19 protein-coding genes are annotated in these 24131 nt (G+C 66.2%); 18 read left to right on the forward strand and 1 reads right to left on the reverse strand.

What is annotated here, in order from left to right; genetic code table 11:
- Positions 1-92: 92 nt before the first annotated feature.
- The 15 genes from cysT to AC5LXX_RS08095 all read left to right on the forward strand — a co-directional run bounded on the left by cysT (position 93) and on the right by AC5LXX_RS08095 (position 19901).
- Positions 93-986, forward strand: a complete 894-nt coding sequence (cysT, locus tag AC5LXX_RS08025; protein WP_124454991.1) for a sulfate ABC transporter permease subunit CysT — start codon at positions 93-95, stop codon at positions 984-986.
- Complete coding sequence (gene cysW, locus AC5LXX_RS08030) at positions 983-1921, forward strand: sulfate ABC transporter permease subunit CysW (RefSeq protein ID WP_493411060.1); 939 nt, start codon at positions 983-985, stop codon at positions 1919-1921. The genes cysT and cysW overlap by 4 nt, the downstream gene beginning before the upstream one ends.
- A gap of 13 nt (positions 1922-1934) precedes the next feature.
- Positions 1935-2993 carry a sulfate/molybdate ABC transporter ATP-binding protein gene (locus tag AC5LXX_RS08035; protein WP_011545347.1) on the forward strand — a complete coding sequence of 353 codons (1059 nt, stop codon included), beginning with the start codon at positions 1935-1937 and terminating at the stop codon, positions 2991-2993.
- A gap of 75 nt (positions 2994-3068) precedes the next feature.
- Complete coding sequence (locus AC5LXX_RS08040) at positions 3069-3995, forward strand: CysB family HTH-type transcriptional regulator (protein ID WP_006484201.1); 927 nt, start codon at positions 3069-3071, stop codon at positions 3993-3995.
- 349 nt (positions 3996-4344) lie between these two features.
- Entirely contained in the window at positions 4345-4731 is a 387-nt protein-coding gene (locus tag AC5LXX_RS08045; protein WP_493411061.1) for a DUF805 domain-containing protein, read from the forward strand.
- Positions 4732-5056: 325 nt separating this feature from the next.
- On the forward strand, positions 5057-6007 hold the full coding sequence (locus AC5LXX_RS08050; RefSeq protein ID WP_011545349.1) for a sugar ABC transporter substrate-binding protein: 951 nt from the start codon (positions 5057-5059) through the stop codon (positions 6005-6007).
- A 145-nt stretch (positions 6008-6152) separates the two neighbouring features.
- Entirely contained in the window at positions 6153-7766 is a 1614-nt protein-coding gene (locus AC5LXX_RS08055; RefSeq protein ID WP_493411062.1) for a sugar ABC transporter ATP-binding protein, read from the forward strand.
- Complete coding sequence (locus AC5LXX_RS08060; protein WP_493411063.1) at positions 7763-8782, forward strand: ABC transporter permease; 1020 nt, start codon at positions 7763-7765, stop codon at positions 8780-8782. Before AC5LXX_RS08055 ends, AC5LXX_RS08060 begins: the two co-directional genes overlap by 4 nt.
- Before the next feature lie 35 nt (positions 8783-8817).
- Positions 8818-9849 carry a LacI family DNA-binding transcriptional regulator gene (locus tag AC5LXX_RS08065; protein WP_034186950.1) on the forward strand — a complete coding sequence of 344 codons (1032 nt, stop codon included), beginning with the start codon at positions 8818-8820 and terminating at the stop codon, positions 9847-9849.
- Positions 9846-10781: a ribokinase gene (gene rbsK / locus AC5LXX_RS08070; protein WP_493411064.1), complete on the forward strand. Its 936-nt coding sequence runs from the start codon at positions 9846-9848 to the stop codon at positions 10779-10781. Before AC5LXX_RS08065 ends, rbsK begins: the two co-directional genes overlap by 4 nt.
- 278 nt (positions 10782-11059) lie before the next feature.
- A complete protein-coding gene (locus AC5LXX_RS08075) occupies positions 11060-12820 on the forward strand; it encodes a methyl-accepting chemotaxis protein (protein WP_493411065.1) in 1761 nt (586 codons plus the stop codon).
- Between the two features lie 550 nt (positions 12821-13370).
- Positions 13371-15293: a PrkA family serine protein kinase gene (locus AC5LXX_RS08080; RefSeq protein ID WP_124455003.1), complete on the forward strand. Its 1923-nt coding sequence runs from the start codon at positions 13371-13373 to the stop codon at positions 15291-15293.
- 125 nt (positions 15294-15418) lie between these two features.
- Positions 15419-16687: a YeaH/YhbH family protein gene (locus tag AC5LXX_RS08085; RefSeq protein ID WP_124455005.1), complete on the forward strand. Its 1269-nt coding sequence runs from the start codon at positions 15419-15421 to the stop codon at positions 16685-16687.
- Positions 16684-18363, forward strand: a complete 1680-nt coding sequence (locus AC5LXX_RS08090) for a SpoVR family protein (protein ID WP_124455007.1) — start codon at positions 16684-16686, stop codon at positions 18361-18363. Before AC5LXX_RS08085 ends, AC5LXX_RS08090 begins: the two co-directional genes overlap by 4 nt.
- 233 nt (positions 18364-18596) lie before the next feature.
- Positions 18597-19901 carry an MFS family transporter gene (locus AC5LXX_RS08095; protein WP_124455009.1) on the forward strand — a complete coding sequence of 435 codons (1305 nt, stop codon included), beginning with the start codon at positions 18597-18599 and terminating at the stop codon, positions 19899-19901.
- A gap of 78 nt (positions 19902-19979) precedes the next feature.
- Here the strand turns inward: AC5LXX_RS08095 and AC5LXX_RS08100 are convergent, their stop codons facing one another.
- Entirely contained in the window at positions 19980-20909 is a 930-nt protein-coding gene (locus AC5LXX_RS08100) for a LysR family transcriptional regulator (RefSeq protein WP_493411066.1), read from the reverse strand.
- 101 nt (positions 20910-21010) lie between these two features.
- Here AC5LXX_RS08100 and AC5LXX_RS08105 point away from each other — a divergent pair, with 101 nt between their 5' ends.
- The 3 genes from AC5LXX_RS08105 to AC5LXX_RS08115 are packed head-to-tail and all read left to right on the forward strand — an operon-like array spanning position 21011 to position 24130.
- Positions 21011-22048 carry an agmatine deiminase family protein gene (locus tag AC5LXX_RS08105; protein ID WP_493411067.1) on the forward strand — a complete coding sequence of 346 codons (1038 nt, stop codon included), beginning with the start codon at positions 21011-21013 and terminating at the stop codon, positions 22046-22048.
- A 45-nt stretch (positions 22049-22093) separates the two neighbouring features.
- Positions 22094-23008, forward strand: a complete 915-nt coding sequence (gene aguB / locus AC5LXX_RS08110) for an N-carbamoylputrescine amidase (RefSeq protein WP_493411068.1) — start codon at positions 22094-22096, stop codon at positions 23006-23008.
- Between the two features lie 9 nt (positions 23009-23017).
- Complete coding sequence (locus AC5LXX_RS08115; RefSeq protein WP_493411069.1) at positions 23018-24130, forward strand: polyamine ABC transporter substrate-binding protein; 1113 nt, start codon at positions 23018-23020, stop codon at positions 24128-24130.
- The last annotated feature ends 1 nt before the right edge of the window (position 24131 follow it).

Raw genomic sequence — 24131 nt, forward strand, 5'->3', positions numbered from 1 at the left:
CGCGCCGCATCCCCGACGGTCCGCCGGCGCGAAGCACTGCGCCGGCGTTTGCGTCGGACCCATGAGCAGCATCGACCCAGCAAGAGCATCCGATGACGACGTACACCTTTCGCAAGCCGAGCGCGCTGCCCGGCTTCGGCGTGACACTCGGCATCACGGTGGCCTATTTGAGCCTCGTGGTGCTGATCCCGCTCGCCGCCACGTTCCTGAAGACCGCGACGCTGTCGTGGGACCAGTTCGTCACCGCCGTCACGTCGCCGCGCGTGCTCGCGTCGTACCGGCTGACGTTCTCGGCCGCGCTCGGCGGCGCGCTGATCAACGCGGTGTTCGGCTTCCTCGTCGCGTGGGTGCTCGTGCGCTACACGTTCCCGTTCAAGCGCCTCGTCGATGCGATCGTCGACCTGCCGTTCGCGCTGCCGACGTCGGTCGCCGGCATCTCGCTCGCGGCCGTCTACGCGACCAACGGCTGGGTCGGCCAGTATCTCGCGCCGCTCGGCATCAAGATCGCGTTCACGCCGGCCGGCGTGCTCGTCGCGCTGACCTTCATCGGGCTGCCGTTCGTGGTGCGCACCGTGCAGCCGGTGCTCGAGGATTTCGAGCGCGAGCAGGAAGAAGCGGCCGCGTGCCTCGGCGCATCGCGCTGGCTGACGTTCCGCCGCGTCGTGCTGCCGGCCGTGCTGCCGGCGCTCCTCACCGGGTTCGCGCTCTCGTTCGCGCGTGCGCTCGGCGAATACGGCTCGGTGATCTTCATCGCCGGCAACGTGCCGATGAAATCCGAGATCACGTCGCTGCTGATCATCACGAAGCTCGAACAGTACGACTACGCGGGCGCGACCGCGCTGGCTGTCGTGATGCTGGTCGTGTCGTTCCTGATGCTGCTGCTGATCAACACGCTGCAGTGGTATCTGCAGCGCAGGACGAGCAAGGGCGCAAGCGGCCCCGCGCCCGCCACCGTCACCGCCGTCGCAGCAGGAGGCCAGCAATGAGCCAGGAGGCCACCGTCGTGCTGAAAACCCCCTCGCCGGCCGTGCGTGCCACGAAACGGCTTGACCCCGTCAGCGAGTCGCGCGTCGTGCGCTGGCTGCTCACGGGCATCGCGCTGGTGTTCCTCGCGTTCTTCCTCGTCGTGCCGCTCGCCGCGGTGTTCGTCGAGGCGCTGCGCAAGGGCGTCGGCTTCTATCTCGAATCGCTGGCCGATCCCGACGCGTGGTCGGCGATCAAGCTGACGCTGACCGTCGCCGTGATCGCCGTGCCGCTGAACCTCGTGTTCGGCGTGTGCGCGTCGTGGGCGATCGCGAAGTTCGAATTCCGCGGCAAGGCGCTGCTCACGACGCTGATCGATCTGCCGTTCTCGGTGTCGCCGGTGATCTCGGGCCTCGTGTACGTGCTGCTGTTCGGCGCGCAGGGCTGGTTCGGGCCGTGGCTGCAGGATCACGACGTGCAGATCATCTTCGCGGTGCCGGGCATCGTGCTCGCGACGATCTTCGTCACGTTCCCGTTCGTCGCGCGCGAGCTGATTCCGCTGATGCAGGCGCAAGGCACCGACGAGGAGGAAGCCGCGCGCGTGCTCGGCGCGTCGGGCTGGCAGATCTTCCGCCGCGTGACACTGCCGAACGTGAAGTGGGGCCTGCTGTACGGCGTGATCCTGTGCAATGCGCGCGCGATGGGCGAATTCGGCGCGGTGTCGGTGGTATCGGGCCATATCCGCGGCCAGACCGACACGATGCCGCTGCACGTCGAGATCCTGTACAACGAATACAACTTCGCGGCGGCGTTCGCGGTGGCGTCGGTGCTGGCGCTGCTCGCGCTCGTCACGCTCGCGCTGAAGCTGATCGCCGAGCGTCATCTCGCCGCCGAACTGGCCGGCGCGAACGACACCGTTCCCGCACATGCCGGCCCCGCCGTTTCGTCGAAATCGTAAAGAGGCAACCAGAATGGGTATCACCGTCCGTAACCTTCAGAAGCGCTTCGGCGATTTCACGGCGCTCGACAACGTGTCGCTCGACTTTCCGCCGGGCGAACTGGTCGCGCTGCTCGGGCCGTCCGGGTGCGGCAAGACCACGCTGCTGCGCGTGATCGCGGGCCTCGAGCACGCGGACGCCGGCCAGGTCGTGCTGCAAGGGCTCGACGTCGCGTCGGTCGGCGCGCGCGACCGCCAGGTCGGCTTCGTGTTCCAGCACTACGCGCTGTTCCGCCACATGACGGTATTCGAGAACGTCGCGTTCGGGCTGCGCGTGAAGCCGCGCCGCGAGCGGCCGTCGGAAGCCGCGATTCGCGAGAAGGTGCACGAATTGCTCAAGCTCGTGCAGCTCGACTGGCTCGCGCAGCGCTATCCGTCCGAGCTGTCGGGCGGCCAGCGCCAGCGCATCGCGCTCGCCCGCGCGCTCGCGGTCGAGCCGAAGGTGCTGCTGCTCGACGAGCCGTTCGGCGCGCTCGACGCGAAGGTCCGCAAGGAATTGCGCGGCTGGCTGCGTCGGCTCCACGACGACCTGCACATCTCGACGATCTTCGTCACGCACGATCAGGAAGAGGCGCTGGAAGTCGCCGATCGCATCGTCGTGCTGAATCGCGGCCACGTCGAGCAGGTCGGCAGCCCGCAGGACGTCTACGATCATCCGCAAAGCGCATTCGTGTACGAGTTCCTCGGCGCCGCGAACCGGCTGCCGGGCACGGTGGCCGGGCGCGGCTTCGTCGCCGAGGGCGCGGCTGCGCCGATCGAGGTCGACGCCGATTTCGCGGGCCCCGCGAACGCCTACGTGCGCCCGCACGACCTGCAGCTGTGGCCGGTCGGCGAAGGGCACCGCGACGGCATCGCGGTGGACGTGCGCCGCGTGATCCCGCTCGGCGGGTCGGTGCGCGTGGAGCTCGAGGCACGCGCGGGCGGTGCGCTCGAGGCCGAACTCGATCGCGATGCGTGGCGGGCGCTGTCGCTGCAGGTCGGCGACGGTGCGACGGCCGTGCCGCGCGCGGTGCGTGTGTTTCCCGCGCGTTGACGAGCAAATACAGGGCAGGGGGCGGAACATGCTCCGAATCGACAATCAAACAACGACAGCCTAAGAGGCATACCCATGAATTTTCAGCAATTGCGGTTCGTGCGCGAAGCGGTGCGCCAGAACATGAACCTGACGGAAGTCGCGAACGTGCTGTACACGTCGCAGTCGGGCGTGTCGAAGCAGATCAAGGATCTCGAGGATGAACTGGGCGTCGACATCTTCATCCGGCGCGGCAAGCGGCTGACGGGGCTCACGGAGCCCGGCAAGGCGGTGCATCAGCTGATCGAGCGGATGCTGCTCGACGCCGAGAACCTGCGCCGCGTCGCGCGCCAGTTCGCCGACCAGGACAGCGGCCACCTCGTCGTCGCGACGACGCACACGCAGGCGCGCTACGCGCTGCCCAAGGTGATCCGGCAGTTCACCGACGTGTTCCCGAAGGTGCATCTGGCGCTGCGCCAGGGCAGCCCGCAGCAGATTGCGCAGATGATCCTGAACGGCGAAGCCGATCTCGGCATCTCGACCGAGGCGCTCGACCGCTATCCGGACATCGTCACGTTCCCGTGCTATTCGTGGCACCACACGGTCGTCGTGCCGAAGGGCCATCCGCTCGTCGGCCGCGAGAACCTGACGCTCGAGGAAATCGCCGAGTATCCGATCATCACGTACGACCAGGACTTCACGGGCCGCTCGCACATCGACCAGGCGTTCACGCAGGCGGGCGCCGTGCCGGACGTCGTGCTGACCGCGATCGACGCGGACGTGATCAAGACCTACGTCGAGCTCGGAATGGGGATCGGCGTCGTCGCGGCGATGGCCTACGATCCGCAGCGCGACACGGGGCTCGTCGCACTCGATACGCAGCACCTGTTCGAGGCGAGCACGACGCGCGTCGGGCTGCGCAAGGGCGCATTCCTGCGCGCGTACGCATACCGGTTGATCGAGATGTTCGCGCCGCACCTGAACGAAGCGGAAATCGCGGGGCTGTTGCGCGAAGCCGTTTGACGGTTGTTCGCAGCGCACGCCGTCCGGGCCGTTGCCGCGGACGGCGGGAAGTGCGCGCACGGAGCCGTGCACCGGGCTGCGGCAGCGGTAGCGCAATGGCCGCGGTCACGGTTGCCTGATTCATCGAACCACCGATTGCGGTCGCCGCGCCCGGCCCGGTTCTTCGCCGCGTGCGGCGACGACATCTGTTCTCCTGCCGACAGAACGACAAGACGGCAGATGCGAGCGCCTCGATCCGGTGTCGGCCATCCCTGGCCATCGCGGCCGGGCCATTTCTCGGAAGATATGATTCAATGCCCGTGCATTGTCTGAAGGCGGGCGTTCTCGCCGCACGACGAAGAGGCGAACAATGAATCTGAAATGGTTTCTCTTTTCCTTCAAAGGCCGGACCGAGCGCCTGCCGTGGTGGATCTACTCGCTGGTTTCCGGGTTGATCGGCGTGTTCTTCGACACGGGGTCGCGTGGTTCGTCGAACGACGACCTGCCGTCGCTGGTGGTGCTCGTCATGGTCGCGATCGCCGTCGTCGCGACGTGGTCGTGGCTGGCGGTCACCGTGAAGCGGCTGCACGACATCGACAAGTCGGGGTGGTGGATGCTGCTGCTCTTCGTGCCGATCGTCGGCGCGATCGCGTTGTTCGTGATGAACGGTTTCATCGCCGGTACGCCGCATGCGAACCGCTTTGGCGAACCGCCGGCGGTCGATGAAGACGAACCCGCGCCGCAAGACCCGGCGTGATTGCGGCGCGCGGTGTGGCAGCGTTGCGACTGTCGCATTTGCGCGTCGGGCGGCACGATCGCGCGCTCCGAATAAACCCTTAAATATTGATCAGACAGGTTGCGCGCCGAAGCGAATCGGTACAGCATAGCCTTCACTCCGCCGGCCTCCCGCCGGCGGCGGCGCGTCAACGACAGCACGCGCCAGGCAGTCGGCCGTCTGCCTCGCTTCCATTCCGTGGTACCGACAGCAGCATTGATGGCCATTGCCCGGGTAGTGTGGCGCAAACGTTTGCTCACATTAAAACAACAGTCCGGCCCTATGGGCCAGTCGCCAGGAGATGTGTATGAATGTCCGCTTTCGCCGTCGCTTCCTGACCGCCGCGCTCGCCGCCGTCGCGGTCGCTGCCGCACCGGCCGTCCACGCGCAATCGGCAGCCAAGCCGAAGGTCGCGCTCGTGATGAAGTCGCTCGCCAACGAGTTCTTCCTGACCATGGAAACCGGCGCGAAGGAATACCAGAAGCACAACGCGAATCAGTTCGACCTGATCACCAACGGCATCAAGGACGAGACCGACACCGCGAACCAGATCCGCATCGTCGAGCAGATGATCGTGTCGAAGGTCGACGCGATCGTGCTCGCGCCGGCCGATTCGAAGGCGCTCGTGCCGGTCGTGAAGAAGGCCGTCGACGCGGGCATCGTCGTCGTGAACATCGACAACCGGCTCGATCCCGACGTGCTGAAGTCGAAGAACCTGAACGTGCCGTTCGTCGGCCCGGACAACCGCAAGGGCGCGCGCAAGATCGGCGACTACCTCGCGAAGCGGCTGAAGGCGGGCGACCAGGTCGGCATCGTCGAAGGCGTGTCGACGACGACCAATGCGCAGCAGCGTACGGCCGGCTTCCAGGACGCGATGAAGGCGGGCGGGATGAAGGTCGTGTCGGTGCAGTCGGGCGAATGGGAAATCGACAAGGGCAATGCGGTCGCTGCCGCGATGCTCAACGAATACCCGAACCTGAAGGCGCTGCTGTGCGGCAACGACAACATGGCGATCGGCGCCGTGTCGGCCGTGCGCGCGGCCGGCAAGCAGGGCAAGGTGCTCGTGGTCGGCTACGACAACATCAACGCGATCAAGCCGATGCTGAAGGACGGCCGCGTGCTCGCGACCGCCGACCAGTACGCGGCGAAGCAGGCCGTGTTCGGCATCGACACGGCGCTCAAGGCGATCGCCGAGCATCGCAAGCAGGCCGACATGTCCGGCGTGGTCGAGACGCCGGTGGATCTCGTGACGAAGTGACGCGGCTCCGGGCCGGCCGCCGCCCTCAAGAATCCGGCGTGGCGGCCGTTATCCGGAGTGAGCGCGATCACGGCCACTGCATGCACATGCACTTGTGAGCGTCATACCCGCGCGTCGCGTGCGCGCGGCCGCAACCAGGATCGCGATGGAACCGACCTTCCAACCCTCCCGTTCAGCCATCCCCGTGCTGTCCGTATCCGGCATCGGCAAGACCTATGCCGAACCCGTGCTCGCCGACGTCACGCTGACGCTCGAGGCAGGCCACGCGCTCGCGCTGACGGGTGAGAACGGCGCCGGCAAGAGCACGCTGTCGAAGATCATCGGCGGGCTCGTCGACCCGACCACCGGCACGATGGAGCTCGCCGGCCAAGCGTACGCGCCGGCCAGCCGCACGCAAGCCGAGGCGCTCGGCGTGCGCATGGTGATGCAGGAGCTGAACCTGCTGCCGACGCTGACGGTTGCCGAAAACCTGTTCCTGAATCGCCTGCCGCGGCGCTTCGGGGTCATCGATCGTGCGCGGCTGCGCGAGGACGCGCGCGCCGCGATGGCGCAGGTCGGGCTCGACGCCGTCGATCCCGATACGCCGGTCGGCGCGCTCGGCATCGGCCATCAGCAGATGGTCGAGATCGCGCGCAACCTGATCGGCGACTGCCGCGTACTGATTCTCGACGAACCGACCGCGATGCTGACCGCGCGCGAAGTCGAGCTGCTGTTCGAGCAGATCGACCGGCTGAAGGCGCGCGGCGTCGCGATCGTCTACATCTCGCACCGGCTCGAGGAGCTCGCGCGCGTCGCCGAGCGCGTCGCGGTGCTGCGCGACGGCCGGCTCGTGCATGCGGGCGACATGGCCGCGACGACGTCCGACGGGCTCGTCACGCTGATGGTCGGACGCGAGATCGGCGAGCAGATCGATCTCGGCGAGCGTCATATCGGCGCGCCGCGGCTCGTCGTGTCGGGGCTCACGCGCGGGACGGCCGTGCGCGACGTGTCGCTCGAGGTGCGCGCGGGCGAGATCTTCGGCATCTCGGGGCTGATCGGCGCGGGGCGCACCGAGCTGCTGCGGCTGATCTACGGCGCCGACACGCCGGATGCGGGGATGATCGCGGTCGGCCAGCCGCTGAAGCCGGCGAAGATCGACTCGCCCGTCGATGCGGTGAAGCTGGGCATCGCGCTGATTACCGAGGACCGCAAGGGCGAGGGGCTGCTGCTGTCGCAGTCGATCACGTCGAATGTGTCGCTCGGCCAGCTCGACCGGCTGGCGCGCGGCGGCGTGGTCGATTCCGCACGCGAGACGGCGCTCGCCGAGCGGCAGATCGACGCACTGCGGATCCGCACGCACGGCGCGGCGCAGCCGGTCGGCGAACTGTCGGGCGGCAACCAGCAGAAGGTCGTGATCGGCCGCTGGCTCGCGCGCGACATGGGCGTGCTGCTGTTCGACGAGCCGACGCGCGGGATCGATGTCGGCGCGAAGTTCGAGATCTACACTTTGATGGGCGCGCTCGCGCGCGAAGGCCGCGCGCTCGTCGTCGTGTCGAGCGACCTGCGCGAGCTGATGCTGATCTGCGACCGGATCGGCGTGATGTCGGCCGGCCGCATGACCGCCGTGTTCGAGCGCGGCAACTGGACCCAGGATGGGCTGCTGGCCGCAGCGTTCGCCGGCTTCGGCCGCGAGACGCCGGTGGGCGGCGCGCCGCATCCGGACGCGGGGCAGGCGCGAGGCGCCGCTCCGGGCAATTCGACGACAGGACCACAGCAATGACCCAGCCTCCCGTATCCCCGACCGACGCAGGCGCGCAGCAGGACGTGACGGGGCGCCGCGCGCGCACGCTGTCCGGCACGCGCCTCGGCCTGTCGAATTATCTCGGGCTCGCCGGCGCGCTCGCCGCGATGATCGCGCTGTTTTCGGTGCTGAGCTCGCACTTCCTGACCTACGACACGTTCAGCACGATCGCGAACCAGATTCCCGATCTCGTCGTGATGTCGGTCGGGATGACCTTCGTGCTGATCATCGCCGGGATCGACCTGTCGGTCGGCTCGGTGCTCGCGCTCGCCGCGTCGATGGTCAGCGTCGCCGCGCTGAAATGGCAGTGGGGGCCGCTGCCGGCCGCGCTGATCGGGATCGCGGTCGCGACCGTCACGGGCGCGCTGACCGGCGCGGTCACGGTCGGCTGGCGGATTCCGTCGTTCATCGTGTCGCTCGGCGTGCTGGAGGCCGCGCGCGGCCTCGCGTACCAGCTGACGAATTCGCGCACGGCGTATATCGGCGACGCGTTCGATTTCCTGTCGAACCCGATCGCGCTGGGCATCTCGCCGGCGTTCGTGATCGCGGTCGCGGTGATGATCGCGGCCCAGTTCGTGCTGACGCGCACGGTGTTCGGGCGCTATCTGGTGGGCATCGGTACGAACGAGGAAGCGGTGCGACTTGCAGGGGTTAACCCGCGGCCGTATAAAATCCTCGTATTCGCATTGATGGGCGCGCTCGCGGGGCTCGCGTCGCTGTTCCAGATTTCGCGGCTCGAGGCCGCCGACCCGAATGCGGGCGCGGGTCTCGAACTGCAGGTCATCGCGGCCGTCGTGATCGGCGGCACGAGCCTGATGGGCGGGCGCGGCTCGGTGATCAGCACGTTCTTCGGCGTGTTGATCATCTCCGTGCTGGCCGCGGGGCTGGCGCAGATCGGCGCGAACGAGCCGACCAAGCGGATCATCACCGGGGCGGTGATCGTGGTGGCCGTCGTGCTCGATACGTATCGCAGCCGGCGCTCGCGCGTGCGGTAGAAAGACAGACAGAACAGACCAGAGAGAAACGGGAAATGGCGACGATCAAGGATGTGGCAGCCATGGCGGGCGTGTCGTTTACGACCGTCTCGCACGTGGTGAACAATTCGCGGCCGGTGTCCGCGGATGTGCGTGCGAAGGTCGAGGGCGCAATCCGCGAGCTGAATTACGTGCCGTCGGCCGTGGCGCGCTCGCTGAAGGCGCGGGCGACGGCGACGATCGGCCTCGTCGTGCCGAACAGCACGAATCCGTACTTCGCCGAGCTGGCGCGCGGCATCGAGGATCAGTGCGCGGCCAACGGCTATTGCGTGTTCTTCTGCAACTCGGACGACGATCCCGTCAAGCAGCGCAACTATCTGCGCGTGCTGCAGGAAAAACGCATCGACGGGCTGATCGTCGCGTCGGCCGGCGAGGACGCGGTGCTCGCGCAGACGCTCGCGGATATCCATGCGCCGCTCGTCGTCGTCGACCGCAACATCGAGGGGCTCGCGGCCGACCTCGTGCAGATCGACCACGAGCGCGGCGCGTACCTGGCGACGCGCCACCTGCTCGAACTCGGGCACGCGAAGATCGGCTGCATCACGGGGCCGACCGACACGGCCGTCAGCGCGATGCGCGTGCACGGCTTCATCCGTGCGATGGCCGAGCGCGGCGTCGACATCGTGCCGGGCGCGATCGCGGAAAGCGACTTCTCGTGCCTCGGCGGCTATCACGCGGCATCGCGGCTGTTCGAATCGGTGCGGCCGAGCGCGATTTTCGCGGGCAACGACCTGATGGGCGTCGGCGCGCTGCGCGCGGCGGCCGAGCGCGGGCTGCGCGTGCCGGACGACTGCTCGATCATCGGTTTCGACGACATCGAGTTTTCCCGCTACACGTATCCGGCGCTGTCGACGGTCGGCCAGTCGGTGCGCGCGCTCGGTGAAATGGCCGCGCAGACGCTGATCGAGCGGATCGGCGGCGGCTCGACGGCCGTGCCGAGCCGCCGCCGCGTGGTGTCGCCGCGCCTCGTGCTGCGCGAATCGACGGCGGTCTACCGCGAGCCGCCGGCATCGGGCGGTCGCGCATGACGGCGCCCGCAGCGGGTGCCGGCCGTGTGACGGTGGTCGGCAGCCTCAACATGGATCTCGTCGTGCGGGCACCGCGGCTGCCGCTGCCGGGCGAAACGCTCGCCGGGCATGCGTTTGCGCAGGCGGCGGGCGGCAAGGGCGGCAACCAGGCCGTGGCCGCCGCACGGCTCGGCGCGCAGGTCGCGGTGATCGGTTGCGTTGGCGCGGATGCGCACGGCGCGGCACTGCGCGAGGGCCTGGAAGCCGAGGGCATCGACTGCACGGGGCTCGCGACCAGCGCGTCGGCGTCGACCGGCGTCGCGCTGATCGTCGTCGACGATGCGAGCCAGAACGCGATCGTGATCGTCGCGGGCGGCAATGGCGAGGTCACGACCGGGACGGTTGCGCGGCACGAGGCCGCGCTGGCGTCGGCCGACGTGCTGATCTGCCAGCTCGAGACGCCGCCGGACACCGTGTTCGCGGCGCTGTCGGCCGGGCGGCGGCTCGGCCGCACGGTGGTGCTCAATCCGGCGCCGGCCGTTGCGCCGCTGCCGGACGGCTGGCTGCCGCTCGTCGATTACCTGATCCCGAACGAGGTCGAGGCGGCCGCGCTGACCGCGCTGCCCGTGCGCGACCCGGCGGAGGCGGAAGCCGCCGCGCGTGCGCTGCAGGCCGGCGGCGCGCGCAACGTGCTGGTCACGCTCGGCGCGCGCGGCGTGCTCGCGCTGACGGCCGACGGCACCGCGCGGCACTATCCGGCACCGGTCGTGCAGGCCGTCGACACGACGGCCGCCGGCGACACCTTCATCGGCGGTTTTTCCGCACGGCTGGCGGCCGGCGCGGATGTCGACACGGCGATCCGCTTCGCGCAACGCGCGGCGGCGCTGTCGGTCACGCGCGCGGGCGCGCAACCGTCGATTCCCACGCTCTCCGAACTGGCCAACCAGGCCTGATCCAGGATTCCGGGCCTGCATCGAGGCCGGTCCGTCGCACGAGACGGCCGGCCGCGCGTGCGCGTGCCGGCGCATTGCCGATCTCTTTCTCCCGTTGTCAAACCGGCCCGAATTTGCGTCAATTCGTTTAGCCATTTGTAATAATCAGACTAATAATTCGAAAAAATGGCCGAAAATCCGTCAAGTTGTGCGTGGTGCGGTCGTAAATAGACCCAGTGAAGCAATGCTTCGAGCCAACGGGCCTGGCCCGTTCATGACGACGCAACACAGGATGAATGATGGTGTTCAAGAACCTGACGATTCGTGCGCGCATCGGTTTGACGATGGCGTTTCTGGCGGTGCTGCTGGGTGTCACCGGCGTGCTCGGTCTGTACGGGATGACGCGTTCGAACGATTCGACGCGCGAGATATTCACGAACCAGATGCCGAGCGCGGTCGACGTGGCGCTCTCGGAAATGTTTGCCGCGCGCGAGCGCCTCGCGCTCGACCGGGCGGCGCTGCTGGCCGGCACGCCCGACTCCACGGCCGCCGTCGAGCGAAGCCGCGGGATGCGCACGCAGTCGGACGCGTGGTGGCAGAAATACCTCGCACTGCCGCGCGGTGCCGAGGAGGACCGGCTCGCACAGGACGTCGCCGCCCGCCGCAAGGCGGTGCAGGACACCTGCGACGCGTTCGCGAGTGCGATCGGGGCCGGCGATCACGACCGGATCGGCGAGGGTGCGAAGCAGCTTCAGGTGCGCTTTAACGACCTGGCCGTGGCCGGCGAAGCGCTGCGCAACTTCCAGTTCACCGATGCGCAGGCGCGCTTCGATCAGGCGGAATCGGTGTTCGAGACGATGCGCGTGCTGTCGATCGTCGTGTTGCTGGCCGGCGTCGGCGCCGCGCTGCTGTCGTGGCTGACGCTGAGCCGCGCGATCGGCCGCCCGATCGCCGACGCGCTGTCGCACTTCGACGCGATCGCCGCCGGCGACCTGCGCCGTCCGATCGTCGTGAACCGGCGTGACGAGATGGGCCAGTTGCTGGAAGGCCTCGCGAAGATGCAGCGCGGGCTGGTCGACACGGTGCGCACCGTGCGCGGCGGCAGCGAGTCGATCGCGACCGCGGCGCGCCAGATCGCGGCCGGCAACATCGACCTGTCGTCGCGTACCGAGGAGCAGGCCGCCGCGCTGCAGGAAACCGCGTCGAGCATGGAACAGCTGACGGGCACCGTGAAGCAGAACGCCGACAATGCGCGCCAGGCAAGCTCGCTGGCCGCCAATGCGTCGGAGATTGCAAACAAGGGCAATACGGTAGTCGGCCAGGTGGTCGGCACGATGGGCGAAATCAACGACAGCTCAGCGAAGATCGCGGACATCATCGCGATCATCGAGGGAATCGCGTTCCAGACCAACATTCTTGCGCTGAATGCGGCCGTCGAAGCCGCGCGGGCGGGCGAGGAAGGCCGCGGCTTCGCGGTCGTCGCGGGCGAGGTGCGCAGCCTCGCGCAGCGTTCGTCGAGCGCCGCGAAGGAAATCAAGGCGCTGATCGACGCGTCGGTGGAGCGGATCCGGACGGGTTCGACGCTGGTCGACGAAGCAGGGCGCACGATGAGCGACGTGATCGGCGCCGTGCAGCGCGTGACCGACATCATGGGCGAGATCGCGGCGGCGTCCGAGGAGCAGAGCGGCGGGATCGACCAGGTCGCGCGTGCCGTGGCGCAGATGGACGAAGTCACGCAGCAGAATGCGGCGCTCGTGGAGGAAGCGGCGGCCGCCGCGCAGTCGCTCGACGAGCAGGCCGGGCGCCTGCGTGAAACGGCAGCGGTATTCCAGCTCGATGACGAAGCGGCACGCGCTGTCGCGCCGGTTGTGGCGCGTCAGGTGTCGCGCGCGCCGTCCGCCGCGGTTGCCGCACCCGTGCAGGTCGCTGCGCGCGACGATCGCGATGCACCGCCGAAGCGCACGGCCGCGCCGCTGCCGGCACGCAAGCCCGCCGCGGCCGCTGCTGCGCCGGCACCGGCTGTCGCTACCGCCGGCGGCGACGACTGGGAGACCTTCTGATACGCGCGTGCCACGCATCTATCCCCATTTGGTGACGAACGACGCCCGCGACATGCGGGCGTCGTCGTTTCTGCGACAGACGAAGTGTGACAGTGCGAACGATCGATCGCGCATCGTCGTGTGCGTCGCGCGTCCCGCCTCGATGGATGCGCGTACGCATGCGGCATCGATGATGTTCCCGCGTCCGTCGTACGGGTATCTCCGTAAGGGCGCTGCGAAAAAAATTTGTAACGGTGCGCGCGACGTGTCATCGCACGCGGTTGCTCGAACGTCTAGGGATGAAGGGGGGAAGCGACGACGTCGGATGTGTCCAACGCACAGGATGTTCCGTCGTTCGACGAGACGCGGCGGATGCAGTTTCTGCGGCTCGGGAGATCGATTGTAAAACGACGAAATGCGTTGTCCAAGCGGTGTTGTCGAGAATGACGAACTTCATACGAAGAGTTCGTGAAAAAAAATAAGAAAGGGTTTAGGATGAATTCGAACGCGCTTGCTTCTGCGCAGTCGTACGAAGGCAGGCACGTCTTCAGACTCAGGCGAGGGAGGTAGCATGGATATTTACAGCAGCTTCGCGAACCGCTTCGAAAAGACGCGAGAGGAAGAGCTCTCGCTGGAGGAGTATCTCGCGCTCTGCAAGAACGATCCATCCGCGTACGCGACGGCTGGTGAACGCATGCTGGAAGCAATCGGGGAACCTGAACACATCGATACCCGCAACGATCCGCGCCTGTCGCGCATCTTTGCGAACAAGGTCATCAAGGTCTATCCGGCATTCCGTGAGTTCTACGGAATGGAGGAAGTGATCGAGCAGGTGGTCGCGTACTTCCGCCACGCTGCGCAAGGGCTCGAAGAGAAGAAGCAGATCCTCTACCTGCTGGGCCCGGTGGGCGGCGGCAAGTCGTCGATCGCCGAGCGTCTGAAGCAGCTGATGGAGCACGTGCCGTTCTATTCGCTGAAGGGCTCGCCCGTCAACGAATCGCCGCTCGGGCTGTTCGACTACGACGAGGATGGTCCGATCCTCGAGGAACAGTACGGCATTCCGCGCCGCTACCTGAAAAGCATCCTGAGTCCGTGGGCCGTCAAGCGCCTGCACGAATACAACGGCGACATCCGGCAGTTCCGCGTAGTGCGCCGCTATCCGTCGATCCTGCGGCAGGTCGGCATCGCGAAGACCGAGCCGGGCGACGAGAACAACCAGGACATCTCGTCGCTGGTCGGCAAGGTCGATATCCGCAAGCTCGAACAGTATGCGCAGGACGACGCCGACGCCTACAGCTACTCGGGCGGCCTGTGTCTCGCGAACCAGGGCCTGCTCGAGTTCGTCGAAATGTTCAAGGCGCCGATCAAGGTGCTGCACCCGCTGCTCACTGCGACGCAGGAAGGCAACTTCAAGGGCACCGAAGGGTTCGGCGCGATTCCGTTCGACGGCGTGATCCTCGCGCACTCGAACGAGTCGGAGTGGAAGGCGTTCCGCAACAACCGCAACAACGAGGCACTGCTCGACCGGATCTTCGTCGTGAAGGTGCCGTACTGCCTGCGCGTGTCGGAAGAGACCAAGATCTACGAGAAGCTGATCCGCAACTCGTCGCTCGCCGAGGCCGTGTGCGCGCCGGGCACGCTGAAGATGATGTCGCAGTTCGCGGTGCTGTCGCGCCTGCACGAGCCGGAGAATTCGAGTTTGTTCTCGAAGATGCAGGTGTACGACGGCGAAAACCTGAAGGACACCGATCCGAAGGCGAAGTCGTACCAGGAGTACCGCGACTACGCGGGCGTGGACGAAGGGATGACCGGCGTGTCGACCCGCTTCGCGTTCAAGATCCTGTCGCGCGTGTTCAACTTCGATTCGAGCGAGGTCGCGGCCAACCCCGTGCACCTGATGTACGTGCTCGAACAGCAGATCGAACGCGAGCAGTTCCCGCCGGAAACCGAGCAGAAGTACCTGTCCTTCGTGAAGGACGTGCTCGCGTCGCGCTACGCGGAGTTCATCGGCAAGGAGATCCAGACGGCTTACCTCGAATCGTATTCGGAGTACGGCCAGAACATCTTCGACCGCTACGTCACGTATGCGGACTTCTGGATCCAGGACCAGGAATTCCGCGATCACGATACGGGCGAGAGCTTCGACCGCGCCGCGCTGAACGCGGAGCTGGAGAAGATCGAGAAGCCGGCGGGCATCAGCAATCCGAAGGATTACCGCAACGAGATCGTGAACTTCGTGTTGCGCGCACGGGCGGCGAACGCCGGCAAGAACCCCGTGTGGACGAGCTACGAGAAGTTGCGCGTCGTGATCGAGAAGAAGATGTTCTCGAACACCGAGGAACTGTTGCCGGTGATTTCGTTCAACGCCAAGGGTTCGGCGGAGGAGCAGCGCAAGCATGAGGACTTTGTGAACCGGATGGTCGCGAAGGGCTATACGCCGAAGCAGGTGAGGCTGCTTTGCGACTGGTACCTGCGCGTGCGCAAGTCGTCATGACGCGCGCGGTATCGCGCCCGTACGGCGAGTCCGTACGGGCGCTTTCAGAGGCGCCGCCCGCATGACGGCAGACGGCATGCGCGGCGAGTGCCCCGGCAGATCGACTTTCGAGCGGGAGACCGGGAGTGCTTCATCAAATCATCGACCGCAGGCTGGCCGGCAAGAACAAGAGCATCGCCAATCGCGAACGCTTTCTGCGTCGCGTCAAGAACTACATTCGTCGTGCCGTGTCCGACGCGGTACGCGACCGTAGCATCAAGGATATCCAGAGCACGCAGAGCATCACGATCCCGCGCAAGGACATCGCGGAGCCGAATTTCCGGCACGCGCCTGGCGGGCGTCGTGAATACGTGCACCCCGGCAACGAGGACTACGTGCGCGGCGACAAGATCCCGCGCCCGCAGGGCGGCTCGGGCGGCGGCGGCAGTCAGGCGAGCAACGAGGGCGAAGGGCAGGACGACTTCGTGTTCGAATTGTCGCGCGACGAGTTCATGCAGTACTTCTTCGACGATCTCGAACTGCCGCGCCTCGTGAAGACGCACCTGCTGACGGTGCCGAGCTGGAAGAACGTGCGCGCGGGCTGGTCGGCGGAAGGCACGCCGAACAACATCGACGTCGTGCGTTCGCTGCGCAGCGCGCTCGGCCGGCGCATCGCGCTCGGCTCGCCGCTCGTCAACGAGTTGCGCGAACTCGAGGCGCAGCTCGAAGCGCTGAAGAGCGACCCTGAGGACCGCCGCGCCGAAATCTCGGCGCTCGAGGCCGAGATCCATCACCTGAAAGGGCGCATCTGGCGGATTCCGTTCATCGATCCGTTCGACCTGCGCTACATCAACCGCGTGAAGCAGCCGCAACCGTCGAGCCAGGCCGTGATGTTCTGCCTGATGGACGTGTCGGGCTCGATGGACGAGCAGCGCAAGGATCTCGCGAAGCGCTTCTTCATCCTGCTGTACCTGTTCCTCAAGCGCAACTACGAACGCATCGAGGTCGTGTTCATCCGTCACCACACGCGCGCCGAGGAAGTCGACGAGGACACCTTCTTCCATTCGACCGAAAGCGGCGGCACGGTCGTGTCGAGCGCGCTCGAACTGATGCGCAAGGTGATGAACGAGCGCTACTCGCCGACCGAGTGGAACATCTACGGCGCGCAGGCATCCGACGGCGACAACTGGACTGACGATTCGCCCAAGTGTCGCAAAATCCTGGAAGAGGATATCCTCACGAAGACGCGTTACTTCGCGTATATCCAGGTTGCGCCGGAAGAGCAGAATCTGTGGCTGGAATACGCGCAACTGGCGGTGTCGCAGCAGCATCTCGCGATGAAAAAAGTGGAATCGGCTGCCGACATCTACCCGGTGTTTCGCGAATTGTTCGAAAAGCAGGTGGAAACGTCATGACGACCCGCCATCTGCACAACGAGTCGCGCGGCTACGAGCCGCGCCCTTCCGGCGACGATACGGCCGGTCCTGCCGCAGCGCAGCAACGCGTGCAGGCCGAACCGCCGCCGCCGGCCGCCGACTTGCCCGGTTCCGGGCAGAAGGAAGCGCGTATGAACGTTGCCGAACGCAAGCCGCTGCCGTGCCCGTCCGACTGGACGTTCGAACTGCTCGAGGAATACGACACGCACATCGCGCAGGTCGCCGAACAATACGAGCTCGACATCTACCCGATCCAGCTCGAACTGATCAGCGCCGAGCAGATGATGGACGCGTATGCGTCGGTCGGGATGCCGGTCAACTACCGTCACTGGTCGTTCGGCAAGCACTTCCTCGCGACCGAGAAGAGCTACCGGCGTGGCCAGATGGGCCTCGCGTACGAAATCGTCATCAATTCGAATCCTTGCATCGCGTACCTGATGGAAGAGAACACGATGACGATGCAGGCGCTCGTCATCGCGCACGCGGCGTACGGACACAACTCGTTCTTCAAGGGCAACTACCTGTTCCGGCTGTGGACCGACGCGCACGCGATCATCGACTATCTCGTGTACGCGAAGAACTACGTCGCGGAATGCGAGGAGCGCTACGGCCTCGATCGCGTCGAGGAATTGCTCGATTCGTGCCATGCGCTGATGAACTACGGCGTCGACCGCTACAAGCGCCCGCAAAAGCCGTCGCTGTCGAAGGAATCAGCGTTGCGGCGCGAGCGCGAGGCGTACCTGCAGTCGCAGGTGAACGAACTGTGGCGCACGCTGCCGGGCAAGAAGCCCGAGCTGATGGAGGAGCAGGAAGACCGCTATCCGCCCGAGCCGCAGGAGAACCTCCTGTATTTCGCGGAGAAGAATGCGCCGCTGCTCGAGCCGTGGGAGCGGGAAGTGATCCGCATCGTGCGCAAGATCGGCCAGTATTTCTACCCGCAGCGGCAGACGCAGGTGATGAACGAGGGCTGGGCGACGTTCTGGCACTACACGCTGCTGAACACGCTGTACAACCAGGGGAAGCTGGAAGACGGCTTCATGATGGAGTTCCTGCATTCGCACAGCAACGTGGTTTACCAGCCGCCCGTCACGAAGCCGTACTACAGCGGGATCAACCCGTATGCGCTCGGTTTCTCGATGATGAGCGACATCAGGAGGATCTGCGAAGCGCCGACGGACGAAGACTACAAGTGGTTTCCGGAGATCGCGGGTACCCCGTGGCTGCCGGCGATGCACTACGCGATGCGCAACTTCAAGGACGAGAGCTTCATCGCGCAATACCTGTCGCCGAACCTGATCCGCGAAATGCGGCTCTTCTCGGTGCTCGACGACGACATGCGCGATTCGCTCGAGGTCTCGGCGATCCACGACGATTCCGGCTACCAGTACGTGCGGCAGGCGTTGTCGCGGCAGTACGACATCCATCACCGCGAGCCGAACATCCAGGTGTGGGCGGTGAACACGCGCGGCGACCGCAGCCTCACGCTGCGCCACTTCATGACCGACAACCGCCACCTGTCGAACGACAGCGACGAAGTGCTCAAGCACATGGCGCGGCTCTGGCAGTTCGACGTGTACCTGGAAAGCGTCGACGAGGCCGGAACCGTGCGCAAGCGCCATGAGTGCCGCTACGTGCCGCCGGAGATCCGCGTTTGACCGGTGTCTTCGAAAATGTTTGCATCGGACGCCAGCCTGTCGGCTGGCGTTTTCATATGACAAGCGCGTGGTGGGAGAAAATTCTTCTACATCCGGACGAACCCGGAGTGCCTGTTACTTTACATTTCGCTAAACTCCCGTAGCGCCGTGCGCCGGAACCGGTGCCACGTGCGACCGCATGCGGCGGCTCCAGCCGTCTCGCCCAGAAAGCACTAAAAGGAACAGACCAACCCATGGACGTCCAGACCGACCAAGCTGCGCTGTCCGCGCATGACACCCGGCGGCGCGTGTTCGCCATCGTCGGCGCCTCATCGGGCAACCTCGTCGAGTGGTTCGACTTCTACATCTACTCGTTCTGCGCGCTGTACTTCGCGCCGGCGTTCTTCCCGAGCGGCAACACGACGACGCAGCTGCTGAACACGGCCGGCGTGTTCGCGGCCGGCTTCCTGATGCGTCCGATCGGCGGCTGGCTGTTCGGCCGCATCGCCGACCGTCACGGCCGCCGCGCGGCGATGATGATCTCGGTGCTGATGATGTGCGGCGGGTCGCTCGTGATCGCAGTGCTGCCGACCTACGCACAGATCGGCGCGCTCGCGCCGGCGCTGCTGCTGGTCGCGCGCCTGTTCCAGGGCCTGTCGGTGGGCGGCGAGTACGGCACCAGCGCGACCTACATGAGTGAAGTCGCGCTGAAGGGGCGCCGCGGCTTCTTCGCGTCGTTCCAGTACGTGACGCTGATCGGCGGCCAGCTGTGCGCGCTGCTGGTGCTCGTGATCCTGCAGCAGACGCTGTCGGCCGACGAACTGAAGGCATGGGGCTGGCGCATTCCGTTCGTGGTCGGCGCGGCGGCCGCGCTGATCTCGCTGTACCTGCGGAAATCGCTCGACGAGACGTCGACCAGCGAATCGCGCGACAAGAAGAACGCCGGTACGATCCGCGGCGTGTGGGAACACAAGGGCGCGTTCTTCACGGTGGTCGGCTTCACGGCCGGCGGCTCGCTGATCTTCTACACGTTCACGACGTACATGCAGAAGTACCTCGTGAACACGGCCGGCATGCATGCGAAGACGGCCAGCAACGTGATGACCGTCGCGCTGCTCGTCTACATGCTGATGCAGCCGGTGTTCGGCGCGCTGTCCGACAAGATCGGCCGCCGCACGTCGATGATCCTGTTCGGCTCGTTCGCGGTGATCGGCACCGTGCCGCTGATGCATGCGCTGAAGGACGTGACGAGCCCCGTGGCCGCGTTCGTGCTGATCACGGTCGCACTGGCGATCGTCAGCTTCTACACGTCGATCAGCGGCCTCATCAAGGCCGAGATGTTCCCGCCGGAAGTGCGCGCGATGGGCGTCGGCCTGTCGTATGCGGTGGCGAATGCAATCTTCGGCGGTTCGGCCGAGTACGTCGCGCTGTGGTTCAAGTCGATCGGTAGCGAGGAAACCTTCTACTGGTACGTGACCGTGCTGTGCGCGATCTCGCTGATCGTGTCGTGGCGGATGCGCGATCCGAGCAAGGAAGGGTACCTGCGTCACGAGCCGTGATCGGCTGCGCGTTGCGCATACCTGCACCATGACGAAACGTCCCGCCGGTTGGCGGGACGTTTTTTTTGCGACGTGCGATTACGCGGGCGGCAGCTTCGCGCGGTCGGGTGCCGGGTCGGCCGCGCTCGACAGGATGCCTTGTTGGACCAGCCAGTCGAACATCTGCTCGACGATCGGCGAGCGCGACGGGCCTTCCAGCCGCGACAGCCACCACGTGGTGCCGGGCAGGCGCGGGTAGTCGGCGAGTACGGTCAGTATGTGCTGGTCGAGGCCGGCCTGTGCGACGAGACGTGGCAGGCACGCGATGCCGCGTCCGCGCTGCACGGCGTCCAGTACGAGCCGCTGATCGTCGTAGATCGCCTGCATCCGGAAGTCCGACAGCTGCTCGCGAAAGACGGTCGCCATGCGCTCGTCGGTCAGGCTCGTCTCGAGGCAGACGAGCCCCGTGTGCTGCGCGTGTTCGGCGCGCGGCACACGGGCGAGCGTCTCGGCCACCGGCGTCGCGCACACCATCACCCATTCGTCGCGCATGAACGGGATGTCGACCAGGCCGGGCTGCAGCATCGGTCGCGTACCGATCGTCATGTCGACGTCGATCTCGTCGACGTAGCGCGCGGTTTCGTCGGTCGACAGCAGCGGGCACAGGTCCGGCAGCACTTGCTGCAATTGCTCGAGGCGCGGCTGCAGCCAGCCGTGCAGCAACGGCGCCGGGCAGACCAGCACGACAAGCCCCGGGTTCAGGTAGGTCGCGATGCGGTCGAGCCCGCCGCGCAACGTGTCCATCGCGCGCTGCACGCTGCGATGCAGGACCTCGCCGGCGATGGTCAGCTCGACGCCGCGGCCGCGCCGGCGGAACAGCGGCTGCCCGAGTTGCGCTTCAAGCTGCTGGATCTGATGGCTGATCGCCGATTGCGACAGGTGCAACTCGTCGGCCGCACGCGAGAAATTGCCCAGCCGGGCCGCGGCTTCGAAGCCGGTCAACAGTTTCAGGGACGGAACGCGTCGCATCGAGATATGAGGTGAATTGATTGATTCGGCCAATAAATATCAATATTCATCAAGTTTAGCCTGACGGACAATCGCTCATCAATCACAACGGAGTCGGATCGATGGGTCGCTTTGATGCTCGCCAGCGCGGTTACCGGATGCCCGCCGAATGGGAAGCCTCGCATGCCACGTGGCTCGGATGGCCGGTTCTCGACAACCGCGAGGACCTGTGGGGGACGCATTACGCGCAGGTCTGCCGCGAGTTCGCGCTGGTCGCGCGGACCATCGCGCGCTACCAGCGCTGCGTGGTCGCGGTGCACCACAGCCAGGCCGATACCGCGCGCGAGCTGGTGGGCGCGAGCGTCGACGTGCTGCCGGTCGCGGCCGAGGACAACTGGCTGCGCGACTGCGGGCCGATCTTCCTCGTGAGCGAGCAGCACGGGCTCGGCGCGGCCGTGTTCCGTTTCAACTGCTGGGGCGAGAAGTACCAGCCGTACGACGGCTGCCAGCAGGCCGGGCAGGACATCGCGCGTGCGGCCGGCGCCGAGATCTTCAATTCGCACATGGTGCTGGAGGGCGGCTCGTTCTACGTCGACGGGCAGGGCACGCTGGTCACGACCGAGAGCTGCCTGCTGCATCCCAATCGCAACCCGCATCTGAGCCGTGTGGAGATCGAAGTGGAACTGCGCCGGATGCTGGGGGTGGAGAAGATCGTATGGCTGCCGGGCAACCCCGACGAAGTGGAGACGAACGGGCACGTGGACGGCATCGCGTCGTTCATCGCGCCGGGCCGGATGCTGTGCCAGACCGCCGTGCCCGAGCAGGGCGACTATTTCCGCGTGATGCGCGAGAATCGCCGCGCGCTGGAGCTCGCGACCGATGCGGCGGGGCGCCGTTTCGAGCTGCTCGACCTGCCGTCGCCGATCGTCAGCGAACGCTTCGGTTCCGAGCGCTACTGCGATTGCTATGCGAACTACATCCTGGTGAACGGCGCGGTGATCGTGACTGCGTTCGGCGTCGAGCAGGACGAGGCCGCACGCGACGCGTTCAGCCGCGCGTTTCCGGAGCGCAAGGTGGAGATGTTGCCGATTCCGACGCTGTCGATCGGCGGCGGCAGCATCCACTGTTCGACGCAGCAGCAGCCTTTCGTCGCGCACTGAGCGACGTTCCGTCAGCCGTTTCCGGTCTCACCGAGGAGCAACGCAATGCCGTCCAAACACATCACCGTCGCCGCCGTGCAGATGGCGTCGGGCAGCTGGAACTTCGAAGACAACATGGCCACCGCGGAGCGCCTGATCCGCGCGGCCGCCGCACAGGGCGCGAATCTCGTGCTGTGCCCTGAGTTGTTCGCGATGCCGTACTTCTGCGTCGACCAGAACGTGCGCCACCTCGAACTCGCGCAGCCGTTCGAAGGCAACGCGCAGATTGCCCGGTTCGCGGCGCTGGCCGGCGAGCTCGGCATCGTGCTGCCGATCGGCTTCTTCGAGCGCGCGGGCAATGCCGCGTACAACTCGATCGCGGTGGCGGATGCCGACGGGCGCGTGCTTGGCGTCTATCGCAAGACGCATATCCCGGACGGGCCGGGCTATACGGAGAAGTTCTATTTCACGCCGGGCGACACCGGCTTCAAGGTGTGGGACACGCGTTTCGGCCGGATCGGCATCGGCATCTGCTGGGACCAGTGGTATCCGGAGACGGCGCGCAGCCTCGCGCTGATGGGCGCCGAGATCCTGTGCTTTCCGACCATCATCGGTTCGGAGCCGTTCAGCAGCGAGTTCGATTCGGCCGGCCACTGGCAGCGCACGATGCAGGGCCACGCGGCGGCCAACATGGTGCCGGTCGTCGCAGCCAACCGGATCGGCCACGAAACGGGCTTCGGCAACGGCAATCCGCGGCAGCAGGGGCTCACCGGCGTGTTCTACGGGGCGAGCTTCATCGCGGATCACACCGGCGAGAAGCGGGCCGAGGCAAACCGCACCGACGAAGCCGTGCTCGTGCAGACGTTCGACCTCGACGCGATCCGCGCCGACCGCCAATCGTGGGGCTTTTTCCGCGATCGCCGCCCCGAGATGTATCGCACGTTGCTGACCAGCGACGGCGTGTCGTCCTGCTATCGATAAGGATTCGCAATGAAACGGAGAGGATGGCTGCGTGTCGCGGCGCCGGGTCTCGCGCTGTGCATGCTGGCCGGTGCGGCCCGCGCCGATGAAGAGAAGGTGCTGAACCTGTACAACTGGAGCAACTACTTCGCGCCGGATACGATTTCCGCCTTCGAGAAGGAAACCGGCATCAAGGTGCGCTACGACGCGTACGACAGCGACGAGACGCTGCAGTCGAAGCTGCTGACCGGCAACAGCGGCTACGACCTCGTGTGGCCGACCAACGACTTCATGGCCAAGCAGATCCAGGCCGGCGTGTACCGCAAGCTCGACAAGGCCCGGCTGCCGAACCTGAAGTATCTCGACCCGTCGCTGCTGAAGCAGATGGCGCAGTCCGATCCCGGCAACCAGTATGGCGTGCCGTACATGTGGGGCACCGTGGGTGTCGGCTACGACCGCGCGAAGGTGAGCGCGATCCTCGGCAAGGACATGCCGGCCAACAGCCTCGACCTGCTGTTCAACCCGGCGATCGCGGCGCGCGTCGCCGCGAAATGCGGGCTGGGCCTGCAGGACTCCGCGAGCACGGTGCTGCCGCTGGCGTTGCGCTACGTCGGCCGCGATCCGATGCGTCCGTCCGCGCAGGATTACGCGGCTGCGCAGGCGATGCTGATGAAGGTCCGTCCGTTCATCCGCCAGTTCGTCGGGTCGTCCGACGCCAACGAGCTGATCGAAGGCGAGCTGTGCGTGACGGTCGGCTTTTCCGGTGCAATCAACCTGGCCGCGCAGAAGGCCAAGGTGCGCGATCCGAAGCGCGACATCGTGTACGACATCCCGCGCATCGGCAGCCTGATGTGGTTCGACGCGATGGTGATTCCGGCGTCGGCGAAGCATCCGGACAACGCGCATGCGTTCATCAACTACATCCTGCGTCCGGACGTGATCGCGAAGATCTCGAACTCGACGCGCTACGCGAATGCGAACCAGGGTGCGCTGAAGCTGATGGACCCGGCGCTGGTGCGCGATCCGGGCGTCTATCCGGACGAGGCGACGCGGCGCACACTGTTCACGCCGATCGCCGAATCCCCGGCTGCGATGCGTCAGGAAGGCCGGACCTGGCTCGGCTTCAAGACCGCGCGGCCGTGAT

The sequence above is a fragment of the Burkholderia torrens genome, assembly GCF_984668525.1.